General features: G+C 72.2%; 12 protein-coding genes. 2 read left to right on the top strand and 10 right to left on the bottom strand.

The window, feature by feature from the left end:
- Positions 1-7: 7 nt before the first annotated feature.
- Genes MYMAC_RS14325 through MYMAC_RS14355 form a run of 7 tightly spaced genes read right to left on the bottom strand, consistent with a single transcriptional unit; the run spans position 8 to position 8,931 of the window.
- Positions 8-1,030 carry an AAA family ATPase gene (locus tag MYMAC_RS14325; protein WP_095958502.1) on the bottom strand — a complete coding sequence of 341 codons (1,023 nt, stop codon included), beginning with the start codon at positions 1,028-1,030 and terminating at the stop codon, positions 8-10.
- Positions 1,027-4,299 carry a hypothetical protein gene (locus tag MYMAC_RS14330; RefSeq protein ID WP_095958503.1) on the bottom strand — a complete coding sequence of 1,091 codons (3,273 nt, stop codon included), beginning with the start codon at positions 4,297-4,299 and terminating at the stop codon, positions 1,027-1,029. The genes MYMAC_RS14325 and MYMAC_RS14330 overlap by 4 nt, the downstream gene beginning before the upstream one ends.
- Positions 4,299-4,565, bottom strand: a complete 267-nt coding sequence (locus MYMAC_RS14335) for a hypothetical protein (RefSeq protein ID WP_095958504.1) — start codon at positions 4,563-4,565, stop codon at positions 4,299-4,301. The genes MYMAC_RS14330 and MYMAC_RS14335 overlap by 1 nt, the downstream gene beginning before the upstream one ends.
- Entirely contained in the window at positions 4,558-6,678 is a 2,121-nt protein-coding gene (locus tag MYMAC_RS14340) for an AAA family ATPase (RefSeq protein ID WP_095958505.1), read from the bottom strand. Before MYMAC_RS14340 ends, MYMAC_RS14335 begins: the two co-directional genes overlap by 8 nt.
- Entirely contained in the window at positions 6,675-7,241 is a 567-nt protein-coding gene (locus tag MYMAC_RS14345) for a hypothetical protein (RefSeq protein ID WP_095958506.1), read from the bottom strand. Before MYMAC_RS14345 ends, MYMAC_RS14340 begins: the two co-directional genes overlap by 4 nt.
- Positions 7,238-8,323, bottom strand: coding sequence for a hypothetical protein (locus MYMAC_RS14350; protein ID WP_095958507.1), 1,086 nt, complete (start codon positions 8,321-8,323; stop codon positions 7,238-7,240). The genes MYMAC_RS14345 and MYMAC_RS14350 overlap by 4 nt, the downstream gene beginning before the upstream one ends.
- Entirely contained in the window at positions 8,320-8,931 is a 612-nt protein-coding gene (locus tag MYMAC_RS14355) for a 4Fe-4S single cluster domain-containing protein (protein ID WP_239989526.1), read from the bottom strand. Before MYMAC_RS14355 ends, MYMAC_RS14350 begins: the two co-directional genes overlap by 4 nt.
- A 207-nt stretch (positions 8,932-9,138) precedes the next feature.
- Here MYMAC_RS14355 and MYMAC_RS14360 point away from each other — a divergent pair, with 207 nt between their 5' ends.
- A complete protein-coding gene (locus MYMAC_RS14360) occupies positions 9,139-10,929 on the top strand; it encodes a sigma 54-interacting transcriptional regulator (protein WP_204817617.1) in 1,791 nt (596 codons plus the stop codon).
- 10 nt (positions 10,930-10,939) lie between these two features.
- Here the strand turns inward: MYMAC_RS14360 and MYMAC_RS14365 are convergent, their stop codons facing one another.
- On the bottom strand, positions 10,940-12,280 hold the full coding sequence (locus MYMAC_RS14365) for an alpha/beta fold hydrolase (protein ID WP_239989527.1): 1,341 nt from the start codon (positions 12,278-12,280) through the stop codon (positions 10,940-10,942).
- Positions 12,281-12,847: 567 nt separating this feature from the next.
- On the opposite strand from MYMAC_RS14365, the gene MYMAC_RS14370 reads away from it, so the two are divergent.
- Positions 12,848-13,693: a ThiF family adenylyltransferase gene (locus tag MYMAC_RS14370; protein WP_013939482.1), complete on the top strand. Its 846-nt coding sequence runs from the start codon at positions 12,848-12,850 to the stop codon at positions 13,691-13,693.
- Between the two features lie 22 nt (positions 13,694-13,715).
- On the opposite strand, the gene MYMAC_RS14375 is transcribed toward MYMAC_RS14370, so the two are convergent.
- Both MYMAC_RS14375 and MYMAC_RS14380 read right to left on the bottom strand, forming a co-directional pair.
- Positions 13,716-14,162 carry a hypothetical protein gene (locus MYMAC_RS14375; RefSeq protein ID WP_013939483.1) on the bottom strand — a complete coding sequence of 149 codons (447 nt, stop codon included), beginning with the start codon at positions 14,160-14,162 and terminating at the stop codon, positions 13,716-13,718.
- 173 nt (positions 14,163-14,335) lie between these two features.
- On the bottom strand, positions 14,336-16,846 hold the full coding sequence (locus tag MYMAC_RS14380) for a penicillin acylase family protein (RefSeq protein WP_095958510.1): 2,511 nt from the start codon (positions 16,844-16,846) through the stop codon (positions 14,336-14,338).
- Between the last annotated feature and the right edge of the window lie 32 nt (positions 16,847-16,878).

Consider the following 16,878-nt stretch of genomic DNA (forward strand, 5'->3'; position numbering starts at 1 on the left):
CCGCGACTCACGAGAGGCCCAGCAGCCGGGGCACCTTCTCCTCCAGCAGGTCGATCTCCTCGCGCGTCTCTCCCAGGTAGGAGAGGAGCTGGAGGTCCTGCCGCTCCACCGCGCCGCCGTGGAAGATCCACGCCCGCGTCCGCAGCAGGCGGTAGAGCTTCACCAGCTTGCGGTCGCTGATGAACACGCCGTCCTCGCGCGTCAGTGTCTGCACCACGCGGCGGAACTCCCGCAGCAGGTCATCGCGGAAGAACAAGTCCCGGTCGCGCAGCTCGCGGCCATCCGGACCCGTCTCGCGCTTGCCCATCATCAGCGTCAGGTAGCGGTGGGCCTTGAGCACGTCGTCCAGCGTGGCGTGTCCTTCCGCCCAGGGTTTCTGGTTCATCTCCCGGTGCGTCTGTGAGTCCAGGCCGGAGTCCAGCAGCTCCAGGAAGTAGCGGTCCTGCACCGGCCGGCACGCGGCCTTGAGGCAGAAGCGGTCCTTGAGGGCGCCCAGCTCGGCGTGCTCCGGCAGCTCGTTGGTGGCGGCGAACAGCACCTTCAGCTTCACCGGCTGCGGCGCGCCGTCCTGGTAGAACTTGCGCTCGTTGATGACGGTGAGCAGCGCGTTGAGGATGGCGGAGCTGGCCTTGAAGACCTCATCCAGGAACACCAGCCGCGCGGTGGGCAGCTTGCCGCCCTCGCGCCGGATGTAGCGGCCCTGGCGCAGCAGGTTGATGTCGATGGGGCCCAGCACCTCCGACGGCTCGGTGAAGCGCGTCAGCAGGTACTCGAAGTAATCCTCGTTGGGGATGCGCAGCGCGTCCCGGAACTTGAGCACCAGGTCCGACTTGGCCGTTCCCGGCGGGCCCACCAGCAGCAGCGGCTCCTGCGCCACCGCCGCCACCGTCATCAGGTCCACCAGCGTCTGCTTGCCCACGAAGTGGCGGCCCAGCGCCAGGCGGAAGCGGTTGAGGCGCTCGCGCAGGCCGTGGGCCTCGCTGGCGAGCGCGTCGAGCGACAGCTCGGAGATGGCGGGAAGACTGCTCATGTGCGCTCCTCCAACTCCCGATGGATGCGCCGTCGCACCAGGAACTCGTCTTCATCCAGCCAGCTTCGCGCGCGCGCGCCGGTGCCCTGCGCCACCTCCACGTGGCCCTGCACCAGCGCGTCCGCCAGCTCCACCACGGAGAGGCAGAAGTGGCTGTTGGTGTTGTAGCTGTCCGTGACGTTCGGCAGCCCTTCGGAGATGCGCGCCAGCCCCGGAAGCGCCAGCTCCACGGGGGCATGCGCCAGCGCGTTCGCGAGGCTGCGCATCAAGGCCAGCCGCTCCGGCAAGCCGCCCTTCGCCGTGCCCAGTGATTCGAAGGCGGCGTCGAACACGTCGACAGCCTCGGCCGTGCGCCCCTGCATGGACAGTCCTGCCGCAACGCCGAGCCTCGCCGTCAAAGGTGTCTTTGGGCCCGTCAGTCGCTCTTGCGCCGCGTCCACCAGCTCGGCGGCTTCGCGAGACAGGCCCACCCGGCGCAGGCCCCGCAGGCTCACCCCGAGGATGCCTTGTCCCCAGGCGGGCGACGTGGGGGCCAGCGCCGTGAGCACCGTGCGCAGCCGCGCCGCCAGCTTCATCGCGTGGTCCGCGCGGCCGAAGAGGGCCGCCAGCGTCAGCGCGTCTCCCAGCAGCACGGCCTGGGCTTCACCGGGCAGCGCCTCCATCGACGCGACGAGCCGGTCCAATACGGGGAGCGCGCGCGCCGGAGCGACGCGGGGCAACGTGTCCAGCAGCCCTCCGATGAGCCGCTGGCGCTCCGCTGCGGCCTGGCTCATCTCGGTGGCCCGGCTCGTCAGGGCTTCTACCTGCGCGGCCACCTGGGCCGGGTCCTTCAAGTCGCGAAGGGTCGCGAACTCCTCGCCGCGCAAGTCGCGCGCGCCGCGACCGAAGGCCCTCGCGGGGTCGAGCCGCTCGCTGGGCTCCAGCAGCGCCGAGGCCTGCCGCAGCCGGTCCACCTTGTACCGCTGGAAGGTGCCCAGGGCGTTCAGCTCGGCGGCGATGTCGGCGGGCAGCGGCGCCTCGGGCGGCTGACCTTCCAGGGCCTGCGCCACGCGCGCGCCGTAGGCACGGGAGAGGAAGCCGTGGATGACCTCCGTCGCGTCGACAGCGCCCGCCGCCGCGGATGCCAGGGCCCGGGCCCGGTCCGCCTGCCCGAGCCGCGCCAGTCCCACGGCGAAGACGTAGCGCACGTAGGCCAGCGTGAGGGCGGGCGCCGCTTCGATGGACGAGCGGCGGCGGGGCGTGGTCTCGAAGCGCTCCAGCAGGGCTTCGAGCTGCGACACCACGCGGGGCACATGGGCCGAATCCGTGCCGCCTCGAAGGAAGCGCGGCACGTCTCTCGCGAGGGACAGGCCGCGCTGGAGCATCTCCAGCAGCCGGTCGCCCGCGCGTGCCAGACCGAGCGCGTCCCCGCCCGACAGCGTGTCGAGCGCCGTCCGCGTCAGCCAGAGCGACCGGACATCGAGCTCCGCGTCATGCCGGTCCAGCCACCGTTGGACGGAGGCCACGTCGACCGGCGCGGGGGCGCTCGGGTCCCGCACCGCGCGCACCAGGCTGCTGGCGATGCCTCGCACGTCATCGCCCGTGGGCGCGGGGGACGCCATCCGTTCGGCGGGCGTGGCGCTTCCTTGTGACTCCGCATCGGCCCAGCGCCGCGCGAGCTCCGTGGCCTCGGTGTCGGACGCGGACCACAGGGCGCGCGTCCAGCACAGGCTCGCGTCTCGTCCGCGGCCCAAGCGGCCATTCAGCTCCGCCATGCGCGTCCAGAGCTCCTGTCGCTGCGGCGAATCGGCGGGCACCTCCAGGGCCAGGAAGGACTTCTCCAGCGCGGTCAGCTCCTCTTCCACCGCGTCGGTCTGCGCGGGCGTGAGCGGCGCCAGGGAGGCGCCGCTGGGCGCGGGGTGCGCGACGCGGACGGCGACGATGGGGGGAGGGCTCGCGGGCGCCTCGGAAGGCGTCGTCGCCGCACGCCGGCCGCGGCGCGCGCTTCTTGGGCTTCGGTCGTCCTCCTCGTCCGATTGCACCGAGCGGGCCGCGGCCTGCCACTCACCCTCCGCCACTTCGAAGGCGGCGAAGTCGAAGCTCGCGCCCCGGACCCAAGGCATGAGCGCGTCGGCGTTGGCGTCCACGACGTAGTCCACCCAGGTGTCGAGCGGCTGGAACGCGGACTCCGGCAGCCGCTCCGCGCGGAAGCCGCCGCCTCCGGTGGGGTGGAGCCACGTCACGGTGTCGGCCTGGGGCACCAGCAACGCGCGCAGCCTGTCTCTGCGCACGGGCGGCTCCAGCAGCCCGTCACACGGCAGGAAGAGGTCCGCGAGCTGCGGCAGCGGCGCATACGCCATGCCCGACAGGCCCAGCTCCGGTGGCCGTTCCCGGCCCGCCCGGGCGCGCAGCACGATGCACGGCGCCTCCAGCGGCCCCATGACAGCGAAGCGGAGCTGCGCGAGCAGCGGCTCCGGCAGCGTGTGGACCAGGGACTCCACCTGGGCGAGCGCGTCCTCTCGCAGCACCCAGAGGCTGGCGGGCTCGGTGCGAGCGGCCCGCGTGAGTCGCAGCGGCACCGTGAGCCGGCCCGGCGTGGGCGCGGGCGTCCAGTCCTCGCTGGGGGCGGGGAGCCGCAGGTCGGTGTGTTGGTACAGGTCCGTCCACGGGCCGTCCGGCGCGGTCAGCCACGGACCTTCGCCGCGGATGAGCAGCAAGGTCCCCACGGGCGCTTGCAGCGCGCGCGCGAGCGGATGCGTGTAGCCCACCTCCACCCAGACGGACTGTTGGCCCGGGACGGCGGGGACGAAGGCGCGCAGCGGCCCCGTGGTGTCCAGCGCGCTGGTCAGCGTGAAGTAGGGCGGCGCCACCGCGCGGAGCAAGGCACGCGGTCCGCTTCCCTTGGAGGATTGCGCGAAGCACACCTCCTGCCGGTCACATCCCAACCGCAGCATCTCGCCCGCAAGGGGCAGCAGGGCCTCCGCGCTCGGCGGCAGGAACAGCACCGGACCGGTGGGCGCGCTCTCCAAGGGCACGCGCCGCGCCCGCACCAGCTCCGCCCAGCAGAGGACCGGCGTGGCCTCCTTCGCGTGGGTTCGAGTCACCTGGACGCCCAGGGACGCGAGCCGCGCCAGCGCCTCCTCCGAGAGCCGCGCCTCCGGCACGACGTGGAGCGCGCCGTCGGGTGTCCGGTGGCAGCGGGCGGGAGCGGCCTGGACTTCAGCGGGGACGAGTCCGGAGGTCAGCGCCAGTTGGAGCGCCTCCTCACTGGTGAAGACGAGCATGGACATCAAGCCTTCTGGGGGACCTTCTCGGAGGCGTCCTCGGGGGGGGCGGTGGGCTCGGCCGACTGGCCCGACGGCGTGTCGCGCCGGACGATGACGCGGCCCAGCTCGGAGGCCTTCAGCGTGCCACCCTGGATGAGCGAGTCCACGAGCCGGCGGTGCTCGTCCTCGTGCTCCATGGGCAGCGCGTCCGCGTCGCTCTCGTACTGGATGATGACGTCCTTGCGGCCCGTCGCCGGGTCCACCTGGAGGCGGAGGATGAGGCTAGCCAAGCGCGGGCTCCTTCTTCGGCGCCGCGGTCGCGGGCACCAGGTGGGTGAAGGCCTCGCGGTCCAACACCTTGCGTTCAATGAGCAAATCCCTCAGGGCCACGAGCCGCTCCTTCTCGCGCCGGAGGATATCCCGGGCCCGGGCGCGCTGGACGGCCAGCACCTCCTGGATGGCGGCCTCCAGCGTGCTCCGCGTCGCGTCGGACAGGGCGTGCCGCTCCGCCTGCCGCCCCGGCGCGTCATAGCGGCGCACGGGCACGCCGTCGCCGCCCATGCCCAGGTCCTCCACCAGCTCGCGCGCAATCTCCGTGGCGCGCTCCAGGTCATGCGCGCTGCCCAGGGAGAGGTCATCCAGCAGCAGCGCCTCCGCCTCCCGGCCGCCGAAGAGCATGCAGATGCTGTCGAGCAACTGGCCTCGCGTGACGACGTAGCGGTGCGCCGGGTCCGCGTACTGCACGTGGCCCAGCGAGCCCGCCAGGTCGCCCCGGATGCTGATGCGGTCAATCGCGGGCGCGTGCTCGCAGAAGAGGGCGCACACCGCGTGGCCCGCCTCGTGGGTGGCCACCACGCGCTCCTCGGTGGGCGTCAGCTCCGGCCGGTCCAGGAACTCCGTGAGGGCGCGCTCCACGTCCACCGCCTCGGTGGGGCCCTGGGCGCCTTCGCGCAGCCGCCGCCGCGCGAGCGCCCGGCACAGCGCCTGGATGTGGTCACCGGAGAAGCGCGTGCCGGTGCCCTCCACCCGGTCGCCCGTGCGCTTCACCGCGTAGTCCAGCGCGCGCTCCGTCATCTCCAGGCCCAGCTTCTGGTCGTAGATGGACAGGATGGCGCGCCGGTCCGCGCTGTTGGGGTAGGGGATGCAGAGCTGGAACTCGAAGCGGCCCGGGCGCAGCAGCGCCGGGTCCAGGGACTCCACGAAGTTGGTGGTGCCCACCACGAAGACGAGCTCCTCCTTGCGGAACCCGTCCATCTCCGTGAGGAGCTGGTTCACCATGGAGTGCTCCACGCCCGAGCCGGTGTACGTGCCACGCGCCGACGCGAAGGAGTCCAGCTCGTCGAAGACGATGATGCTGGGCGCCGCCTGCCGCGCGCGGACGAAGATCTGGCGGAGGTTCTCCTCGCTCTCGCCCACCCAGCGGCTCTTGAGCTCGGGGCCGCTCACCACCTGGACGGCCGCGCCCAGCGCGGAGGCCATGGCCTTGGCGAAGAGCGTCTTGCCGGTGCCGGGCGGGCCCCAGAAGATCATCCCGCGCGGAAGCAGCGCCTCCACGCGCTTCACGGCCTCCGGGTCGCTCAGCGTGTCCTTGTGGGACAGGACGTCCAGAAGCTCCTGCTGGAGCCGCTGCTTCACCTTGGCGTAGCCGCCGATGTCCGCGTGCAGCTCCAGCTCCGGGACGCTGAGCGCGCCGGTGAGCGTGGCCGAGCGCAGCTGCGCATACGCGGGCTTCGGGTTGGCGGGGTAGTCCTCGCCGGTGATGGCGCCCAGCAGCCGCCGCAGGCGCACGGCGTTGACGCCGGAGACGTGCTTGTAGAGCGCGTAGGGCTGAAGGCCCCGGCCGAACTTGCGGCACTCGCGCTGGGTGATGAGGTGGCGGAGCCTGTCCCGCCCCACGCCGAGGATGCTCTCCTTGTGGGGGAAGAGGTTCTCGATGACGCGCGGCACGGCGAAGGACGGGTCCTTGAAGCCGACCCAGACCATCTCCGGGTTTTCGTACAGCAGGGGGATGACCTCGCGCGCCTCGCTGGTGAGCCCGCCGCTGCTGGTGGTGAGCAGGTCCAGGTGCGGCAGCACGACGATGCGCTCCCGCACCGCGCCCCGCACCGCGTCCCGGAGCTGCGCGATGAGCGTGGCCATCATGGAGGGCGCCGGCATGCCCGGGGGCGGCTCCTGCGCGGTGCGGCCGTCCAGGTAGAGGAACTGCTTGCCGTCCTTCTTCAGCCTGTCCCGCAGGCACTTGTAGAAGTACGGCGTCAGCTCCTTGTCCGCCTCCACCATGACGGGCAGGCCGCGCAGCAGCGCCTCGCAGACGCGGTTCAGCTCGGCGGGGTAGGCGGCCTCGACGGCGGCGAAGGGGGACAGCTCGGTGGGCAGCGACTCCTCGGGGATGCGCTGGCTCATACGCGCACCTTGATGGTGAGCGAGCCCGTCGCCGCGTCCTCGTGCACCTCCTCGACGGTGCCGAGCTGCCCGGCGCGCACCTTGAGCGCCTCCGCCGTCACCTTGTTGGAGATGGCGTCCAGCTCCGACTTGAGGTCGCGCAGCCGCCCTTCGAGCTTCTGCGTCACCTGCTGGCGCAGCGTCTCCGTGGCGACGTCCGCCGCGTCCTCCAGCCTGGCGCGCGCCAGGTCCTGGGCCCGCAGCTTCGCCTCCTCCACGGCGTGCGGGTTCTCCACGGCCAGCTCGCCCCGGGCCTTCAGCTCCACCTCCTGCTCACCGCTGAGCGTGACGCTGACGTCGCCGGTGGTGACGTCGATGGCGACGCGGACGCCATCCGCCTCCGTGCGCAGGGCGACGTCTCCCTCTTGCGTGAAGCCCCGGTTCGCCAGCTCCGCCGCGAGCAGCCCGGCCAGCTCCGCTTGCGAAAGGAGGGGGAGCAGCTCCAGCTTGGAGCAGAGGCCGTCCTCGGCCTGGACCACGCGGTTGAGGGACTCGGAGACGGAGACTCGGTAGGCGCGGCTCATGGGGCGCTCCCGGCGGTGGAAGGTGGAGGTGCGGCGGCAGCGCCGCTGGCGCTGGTGAGGGCGGTGGCCAGGTGCCGGGCGTGGTCCTCGGCGCGGCGGAAACCGGCTTCGCCGAAGGCGCTCCATTCGGACAGCAGGCGCTGGGCGGTGTCGTAGTCGTCGTCGAAGAAGCGCACCGCGCGGTGTTCGGCGTCCCACCGCGCCAGCCGGCCCAGGATGCGGAGGACGGCGGCGGCGGCCCGGGCCGCCTCGGCGCGCGAGGACAAGGTCGCCGCGGTGGACAGCCCCTCCACCCAGCGCGAGGCGGGCTGCTCCAGCAACGGGCGCGCCGCTTCGAGCAGGAAGCCCGCCAGGTCTCTCCGGCCCGCGCCATCCACCGCGTCCAGGAACGCGGCGAGCACGGCCTCCTGCGCGGTGCCCAGGGCCAGGGCCTCGGCGGGGGAGGCGATGGTGCGCTTGGACTCCTCCAACGCACGCCAGCGCTGCGCGAGCTCCAGGCGCAGCGCCTCCAGCAGCCACGCGCCGTCCGCCAGCAGCGGCGCGAAGGCGGCGGCGTCGAGCTTTGGGCGGTGCGCCCCGAACTGCTCCGGGAAGCCCAGCCAGCAGAGCGCGGAGCGGCGGAAGAGGGGCTGGGCGCCCAGGGCCGGCGCGCAGGGGCTGCCGGCCACCAGGCGGCAGCACAGAAACAGGACGAGCTCGTCGGCGAGCGTGGGCGCGCCGTCCTCGTGGAGCGGCATGGCCCCATGCGCCGTCAGGGGCTGCTCCAGCAGCCACCGCAGGACGAGGAAGGAGCGCGGCGAGAAGCGCAGGGCGGGCGGCGCGTGCCGTTCCCACAGCCGGCCGGAGCGCGGCTGCCCGTCGCGCGCGGTGCGCTGCCGCCGCCAGCCGCCACACCGGACGAGCGCGAGCACGCCGCCCTTGGCGAGCGTGTCCCGCAGGACGTGCATCGCGCCGGGGCTGAGCTTCGCCGGGACGTCGTGCCGGTTGCGGAGCAGGTCCTCCACGGGTGCGTACTGGCCCAGGCCGACGACGGCGCGGGCGAGCGTGAGCAGCTCGAGCTCGGTCGGCGCGACATGAATCATGGGCGGAGCCGGTCGGCGAGCGCGGGCCAGCCGTTGATGACGAGCCTGCCGCCGACGAAGTGCACCTCCGCCGTGTTGGGCGCGGTGAAACACGCGTCATCCGGCGCGTACCGGGCGGTGAAGAAGTGCATCACCTGGTTGCGCGAGCCAATCCACCGCCGCGCCGTCTCCGGCTGCTCCTTCTCGAAGCGGCCGTCCACCAGCAGGTCCACCGTGGCGAGCAGCCGCGCCACGTCCTCGCTTCCCTGGGCCCGCAGCTCCGCGAGCGTGTAGCCGGTGAAGACCATGACGCTCAGCCCTGCGGCGCGGACGCGCTCGCACAGCAGCGCGGCGGGGCCGGCCTGCGAGAAGGGCTCGCCGCCCAGCAGGGTGAGGCCTTCGATGCCGGGCGTGGCCAGCACCTGCCGGGCCAGCGCCTCCACCGGCTCCACCGTGCCGCGCTCGGTCGCGAACATCTCCGGGTTGCAGCACCCCGCGCAGCGCAGGGGGCAGCCCTGGACCCACAGGGCGTAGCGCACACCCGGGCCCTCCGCCTCCGTGCGAGCGACTTTCTGGGCAATCCGGAGCGTCGGGCCGGAGCGGGAGGATGTGCCGTCTGCGAGGACCATGAAGCGCTCCCAGCATGCCAGCAGCGGCGGGGCAGGGGGAGCACCCGGGCAGCTCCCAAGTCTCAAGACGGGCTCGCCGCGGGTTGATACCTTCCGCCGCGCCGCCGTTCATGACTTTTGCCTACATGGCTGAAGTGATGGTTAGCGGATCTTCCCGCGCCGCAATTTGTCAACGTCGCTTCATCCCTCAAGTAGACTGCGGTGGTCATGACGCGGCCTGTGTCCGCCTACGCCCCTCGAAGCGAGCGCAAGCCGTTGTACGTGAAGGTGGTGACGCAGCCGGCGCTCCATGGGTGCTGGGCCGTCAACATCAGCGAAACGGGCATCGGGCTCATCGCCACGCCGCGCGCGGCCTCCGAGGGGCCGCGTGAGGGCGAGGACGTGGAGCTGTCGTTCTCGCTGCCGGACTCGGGTGAGCACATCCGTGTGAGCGGCATGGTGCGGTGGCGGCACGACGCGTCCGGCGCGGTGGCGGCGCTGGGGGTGAGCTTCCGGGCCTTCGAGGAAGCGGATGGCGTGAAGCTGGCGCGCTACCTCGCCTCGTCGCACCTCCAGGTGGTGGTGGCCTTCGCCACCGAGGAGGAGGCGCGGGCGGTGGGCGCCGCGCTGGAGGGCGTGGCCAAGCTCCACTTCGCCGCCGTCCCGGCGGAGGCCCACGCGCTGGTGACGCGCGGGGACGCGGCGTGCCTGGTGGTGTGCGGCCAGGACGAGGAGCAGGCGCTCGCCCTGGTGGATTCCCTGGCCGCCCGGCGCGCGGAGGCGGACCCTTCCGGCGCGGGGCCGCCCAGCGACCTGGCGTCCCGCATCGTCTACTGCGCGCCCGCCGCGCCCGAGCGGCTGGTGGCGCTCTTCAACGCCGGCCGCATCTTCCGCGCGCTGGGGCCCGCGCCCACGCGGGAGGCGCTGTGCCAGGCGGTGCTCCAGGCGGGGCGCGAGCACGGCGTGCGCACCGAGCAGTTGCGCATGGCGCTGGAGCTGGAGCGCGGCCTGCTGCGCGAGCGCGCGCTGGCGCAGGAGCTGCCGCCCGCGCCCGGTGTCCGCGGCGGGGAAGAGGTGGGCTTCCGCAGCGGCGCCATGCAGCGGGTGATGGAGCTCATCCGCCTGGTGGCGCCGCACCGCGTGGCCGTGCTGCTCCAGGGCGAGACGGGCACGGGCAAGGAGGTGCTGGCGCGCATCCTCCACCGGCTCAGCGGCCGGGGGGACGTGCCGCTCGTGGTGCAGGACTGCGGCGCCCTGTCGGAGACGCTGCTGGAGAGCGAGCTGTTCGGCCACGTGAAGGGCGCCTTCACCGGCGCGGTGGCGGACCACCCCGGCCTCTTCGTGCTCGCCAACGGCGGCACCATCTTCCTGGACGAAATCGAGAACACCACCGCCAACCTCCAGGCGAAGCTCCTGCGCGTGCTGGAGACGGGGGACGTGCGCCCGGTGGGCGGCACCCAGGTGCGCCACGTGGACGTGCGCGTGGTGGCCGCCAGCAACAAGGACCTGGGCGAGGAGGTGCGCGCCGGCCGCTTCCGCGCGGACCTCTTCTACCGGCTCAACAGCTTCACGGTGGACATCCCTCCGCTGCGGGACAGGCCGGAGGACGTGCCGGAGCTGGCGCTCTACTTCCTGGAGCTGTTCAACCGCACCCTGCGCCGCTCCGCCAGCGGCATCGCGCCGGACGCGGTGGACGCGCTGCGGGCCTATGCCTGGCCGGGCAACGTGCGCGAGCTGCGCAACGTCCTGGAGCGCTCGGTGCTGCTCTCCCGTCCGGGAGAGGTCGTGTCACCCCGGCTGTTGCCCCCGGCGCTGGGGGCCACCATGGCCCTGCGCAACGAGCCAGGGGGAGATGGCTCGCTGCGCGCGCGGCTGGAGCGGGTGGAGCGCGAGCTCATCCGCGAGGCCCTGGAGCGCCACGGCGGGGTGCTGCGGCGCGCGGCCGTGGCGCTGGGGATGGACCCGGTGACGCTGGGCCGGCGGGCCCGGCGCCACGGCCTGTGGAAGGGCGACGGCTAGCCTCTTCGCGTCAGTGGGCGCGGACCCACTGGAGCAGCGGCCTCCAGACACGCACGCGCGCGTCGTCCGCGAGGAACAGGTCCGCGTGCCCGTAGTCCAGGGCGCGCGCGGCCTCCGGCAGCGTGCGGATGTCGAGGACGGTGACGTCCCGGCTGCCCAGCAGCGTCACGCTGTGCTCGCCGTAGCGGCCCACGCCGCCCGCGGCGCCCACGTACAGCACCGGCACCTTCACGTGGCGCAGGCGGTCATCGTAGGGCACGTCCAGGCCGCAGGCCCACGCCTCCGTCTCCACCACCTCGTTGAGGCTCTGGTAGGGGGCCGCGCGCTGGCCGTATTCGAAGAGGTAGCCCTCGCGGGTGAAGGTGAGCTGCTCCGGCAGGCCCATGGCATCCGGCGTGCTGCCCAGCAGGTGGTAGCCCGGGACGATGGGCTGGAGCGGCGCGAAGAGGACGCTCGTGGCGCCCGCGGCGACGACGGCCAGCTTGCGGTTGGTGGGACGCCCCGTGCCCGGCCCGAAGACGTCGGGCTCCACCAGCAGGGACGGCGCCGTCGGTTCGCTCGCGGCGAGCTGACCGATGGCCCGCAGCATCATCCCCGGCGCCGGCCCGAGCAGGCCGCCCTCCAGCCGGCCCTCCCGGCGCGCGTCGCTCAGCGCCTCGAAGCGCTCGCAGGCCCAGGCCTGCTGCTGGGCGTCCCGCGGCCCGAAGCGCACCGCCATGTCCATGGGGATGAAGCCGTCCACCTGGCGCAGCGCGCGCGGCAGCAGGGCCTCGCGGTTGAGGTACGCGTAACCCACCACCGCGCCCCGGCTCCAGCCCAGCAGGTGCATGTTGCCCAGGAAGTTGCCGCCCGCCAGCCGCATCAGCCGCGCCACGCCCAGGGCCACGCCCACGTCGGTCGCGTGCGTCTCCAGCGTCCAGTTCTTCATGAAGCGAAAGTCCTGCGTCCCCTCCGGCACCCCCGCCCACCGCAGGTCGATGCCCCACACGTCCACGCCCTCCTTCGCCAGGTACGCCGCCAGCGACTGCTCCGGCGGTACGTACGCCGAGCCGACGCTGGAGAGGAACGCGGCCTCGAAGCCCCACCCGTCGCCGTGCACCATGAACACCGCGCGGGACGAGCGCGCCGGCCGCCACGCCCCGTCCTCCTTCACCACCCGGTGCAGGGTGACGACGTCGTGTTCCGTTGGACCCACCCTCAGGCGGTAGCGGTAGTGGGCCACGGCGCCGAAGAGCGCCACGCGCTCGCTGCCTCCCGGATTGCTGGAGCCCAGGAACGCGGCGCTGCTGACGGCGTCCTCCGCCAGCGTCACGCCCTGGAGGGCCGCGGCCTGTGAGACAGCCCGCCGCATGTCATCAGAGGGGGCCGCTTGGGCGCTTCCAGCCAACGACAGACATGCCAACGAGACACAGAGGAAGAACACGGAACGCATACAGACCTCGGATCGGCTGAAGATGTTCGGGGGTGTCGAGTGACCGCCGGCCCATGACGCCCCGGACGTGCCGCGCCTGAGCAGAATTCACGCCAATCAATAAACCCCTGTAACCCCTGGAGTGTTCTCCAGGTTGGGACTTCATGGGTGAAGGCCACTCTGGATCGAACCTCTGACATCCCCTGGTGCCCGGGGTACTTCCGCGCATGCTTCAACGCTGAAGCGCGCGTGTCACCGGTGCGGCTCCCGGGGTGTCACGAGGGAAGACCGGCAGGGATTGAGGGGCGTGGGTGACGAAGGCGCGCAAATGACCACAGGTGCGCAGAACGGGCAAGAGCGGATTGGCGCTCCAGGACGGGCGGACTGACGGGGTCCAGACGGCACCAGGTGACGTGGGCGGGGTGCTGAACACACGCGCCCGTGGGGCTCTCGCCACCCTCCGGGGAGGGGGGCACATGAAAGCCAGACTCCAACCGGGGGCGGCCCATGGTCGAGCAGCGGTTCCAGCGCAATCTGGGGGTGGTGGATGCGGAGACGCTGGACAAGCTGTCACGCACGCATGTGTTGGTGGCGGGGGTGGGCGGCGCGGGCGGGCAGTGCGCGGTGGACCTGGCGCGGCTGGGCTTCGGGAGCGTGACGCTGGCGGACTTCGACGTCTACGAGCGCCACAACATGAACCGGCAGGTGGGCTGCTTCGAGAGCACGCTGGGCCGCTCCAAGGTGGAGGTGGTGGGGCGGATGTGCCGTGACATCCACCCGGCGCTGCGGCTGCGGCAGGTGCCGGAGGGCATCACCGGGGCGAACGTGGAGGACGTGCTCGGCGGGGGCGGCGCGCTGCCGCCGGTGGATTACGTGGTGGAGGTCATCGACATCGCGGGGGCGCGGGAGAAGCAGGTGCTCCACCGCGCGTGCCGCCAGCGCGGCGTGCCGGTGATGACGGGGTTGATGCTGGGCTTCGGCGCGGCGCTGCACGTCTTCCAGCCGGACGCGCCGCTGTACGAGGCGCTGTACCTCCTCCCCGACGGCCGCATCGACCTGCCCGCCATCATCCCCCACCTGGGCAGCTACATGCTCCGCGAGTACATGGACGCGTGCTACCAGGGCCGGGGCCATGCGCCCACCTGCGTGGTGGGCGCGACGAGCGCGGCGGGGATGATGGTGACGGAGCTGACGCGCGCGGTGATGCGGGGCCCCCGGTCCATGGTGTCCTGGCCGGAGTACCTCTACGTGGACTTCTTCGACCACTGCTTCGTGCGGGGCACCGCCGCGCCGGCCCTGCCCGGGCGGGACGCCCTGGCGCCCCGGGCCGCGGAGGTCCCCGCCGCGGGCTGACGGGGCGCGGAGGGCGGGCGGCTCACACGACGCCGCGCGCCCGGGCCTCCTCGATGACCTTCACGCCGTCCACGCCCAGGCTCTTGCCGAGGAAGGGCGCGACCAGGTCGGCGTGCTTGTGCACGCGGTGGAAGGTCTCATCGAAGGTGCGCGTCACCAGGTTGATGCCGGAGATGATGACCCGCTGCAGGTTGTATTGCAGGTCATTGCCTTCGACGATGGCGTGGATCTCCGTGAAGAGCGGGCGCGCGTCCGAATGGAAGGTGGACAGGTTGCGCCGCTGCTCCGAGTTGGGCACGGAGGACTTCGGTGAGAGGCTGGCGACGAGGACGAGCGGGTGCTGGAGCTGCGCGTGCACGCCCTTCATCTGCTGGAAGACGGCGTGAATCTCCTCCTGGCTGGGAGGCGCCTCCCAACGGAGGAAGAACACTCTGCCGATGATGGCGGTCTTGTAGACGGGTGTGGCCATGATGTCCCCCTTGCTGCCAGTACGAACGGCCGTGTCTGGCGGTCTGCGCACCCATTGGCGCGCGTCCTGGGAGCGGAGGGAATCGGACCGCGGGGCGGACCTCCGCGGCCAGACAGTGCCCCGAAGGGCCGCGGGGTGTCCGGCCCCCGACGAATCGGGGGCCGGAAGGGACGTCAGTCGCCGGTGAGCGTGAGCTGCTCGGCCGGCGCGGCGGCGACCTCTTCGGCGGTGAAGAGGATGGGCCGCCACTGCTTCTGGGAGAACAGGCGCGTCTGGTCCGCGTAGTACTCCGAGGCCGGGTCGCTGGACTCGCTGTACGTCAGCAGGGCGTTGGCCGCCACGCCCGTGTCCGTGAACTCCATGGCCATGATGAAGCTGCTGCCGTTGTTGACGACGTAGCCGCCGCGGGACAGGCCCGTGCGCGCGTTGATGACCTCACGCGTGGCGGTGCCGACCTCGGCGGCGGGCGTGGTGGACTTCAGCGTGCCGAAGCCCACGATGTTCGCCGCGCCGTCGTAGTTGGTCGCGCCGTGGATGGGGATGCGCTCGCCGCTCACGCGCGGGGAGAACTGCGCCTCGCCCAGCGGCAGGTCCAACGACAGGCCCGCGCGCGTCAGCGTGTCCACCGCCTGCGCCAGCTTCGCCAGCACCGGGTCCACGCCCTCGGCGGGCGCGGGCGCCAGCGTGTGCGGCGTGGCGATGGGGTTCGCCGGGTCGAAGGGCTGGGCATACAGCACCGGGCTGGCCTGCAGCTCCGCGAAGGGGAACGCGCCGGCGAACTCGCGCCAGACGATGGCGCCCACGCTGTCCACGTCATAGCGGCGGTCCCACTGCGCGAGCAGCGCGCACGCCTGGCTGATGTCCACGGTGCCGCTGCCGTGGGGCACCTCCGTCTGGCCGGTGCAGCGGGCCACCACGTCGTCGAGGAACAGCTCGGCGATCATGCCGCGGTTGTTGAGGATGGCGTCCTGCAGCTCGGCGCGGGTGAACTTGCCGTCCGCGCCGGAGGCGCCGTTCTCCGCCACCTCGGTGAGCATCACCGCGTTGAGGCGGGTGCGCGGGGTCTGGACCACGCCCTCCAGGCCGTGCATGGGCGAGTAGCCCGTGAGCGGCGCGGCGGGGTTGGCCAGCCAGTAGCTGTCGTTGGCGTTGAAGACGAAGTCGGTGCGGTCCAGCTTGGGCACCTTGCTGAAGGGCACCAGGCCCGGGCTGCGGGCGCCTTCCTCGTCCTGCCACTCGTTGCTGCTGGTGCTGCCGTCCAGGAGCACCAGGCCCATCTGGTTCCAGAGGAGGGTGGTGGCGGGGTCGGCGCCCTGGCGGGCGGCGTTCCAGGTGGCCAGCGCCACGGGGGACAGGTTCGGCGTGGGCGTGGCGTCCGTGTACCAGGTGTTGCCCGCGCGGTCGGCCGCCATGGTGTTGACCCAGGGGATGCCCTGCTCACGCGCGTAGACGGCCTTGAACTCGTCCAGGCTCTTCGCCTGGTTCATGCCCACGAACTGCGCCAGCAGGGTGTCGTTCTCCAGGTTGGCGTCGCGGTAGGTGAGCACGGACTGCTCGGTCCACTCCGCGGTGCCGGGGATGGAGATGATGGGGCCGTAGTGGCTGAAGTAGATGCGGCGGGTGACGTTGAGGAGCAGCCCGTTGTCGAGCCGCACCAGGATGTTGATGTCCTTCCAGGTCATCTCCCGCTCTTCGCCGTCGTACACGTACGAGGTCGGCTTGCCCGGCACCAGGCGGAGCCCGTACAGCGTCATGCGCTGGCCGGAGGAGAAGGTGTGCGTCCAGGCCACGTCGTTGTTGAAGCCGATGAGCACCGCGGGCACGCCCAGCAGGCCCACGCCGTAGATGTCCAGCTCGCCCGGGACGGTGAGGTGGCTCTCCCACAGCTTCAGCTCGCCTTCCCAGGGGAAGTGCGGGTTGGCCACCACCATGCCGTGGCCGGAGGCGGAGCGGTCTCGGCCAATGGCCCAGCCGTTGCTTCCCACCTGGTGCGTTTCGGGGCGGGTGATCTTCACGTGGTCGCGCGCGGGCGTGCCAATGGCCTCCGCCGTCACGTTGGGCGGGGTGGCCGCGGCGATGGCGAGGATGAGCTGATAGCTGCTGCCCGTCAGCGCCGCGCTGAAGGCATACGCCAGCAGGTCCACCTCGGAGATGGGCTTCACCCACGCGGCGTTGGTGCAGGGCGCGGGGAGCTGATCCTTCGGCGTCTCCTCCAGGTAGCGGTTGAAGCCGGCGGCGTAGCCCTTGAGCATCGCCTGGATGGTGGCGGACTGCTGGCCGAACCGGGCCTTGGCGCGGTCATGGAGGCCCAGCGCGCGGTAGGCGAAGTCGCTGCCCGCGTAGGTGCTGCCGGGGCCCTGGCCCAGGTAGCGGGCGCGCTCGCCGCGGACCTTCAGGAGCTGGTCCGCGAGGATGCAGACGTGGTCCTGGGCGAAGGCGTAGCCGTTGCCGTACGCCACGCTGCCCATGTCCTTGCCGGTGATGTGCGGCACGCCGTGGGCGGTCCGGCGGATGGTGGCTTCATAGGTGGGCGTCGGCTCGGGGACGGTGCCGTCGTCACCGTCATCACCACAGGCGGAGGTGAACAGCAGGCTGAGGCCCGCGAGGAGGGAGAACTGCCAGCGGGTGTTCCGGGTGCGCGGGAACACACCGCGCCGGAGGGGCGGGTGAAATTTTGGGTGCATGACAGTGTCGAGCGTAGGGAGCGGCTGATCAC

Origin of the sequence: Corallococcus macrosporus DSM 14697 (genome assembly GCF_002305895.1) — a bacterium.
Classification (GTDB): domain Bacteria; phylum Myxococcota; class Myxococcia; order Myxococcales; family Myxococcaceae; genus Myxococcus; species Myxococcus macrosporus.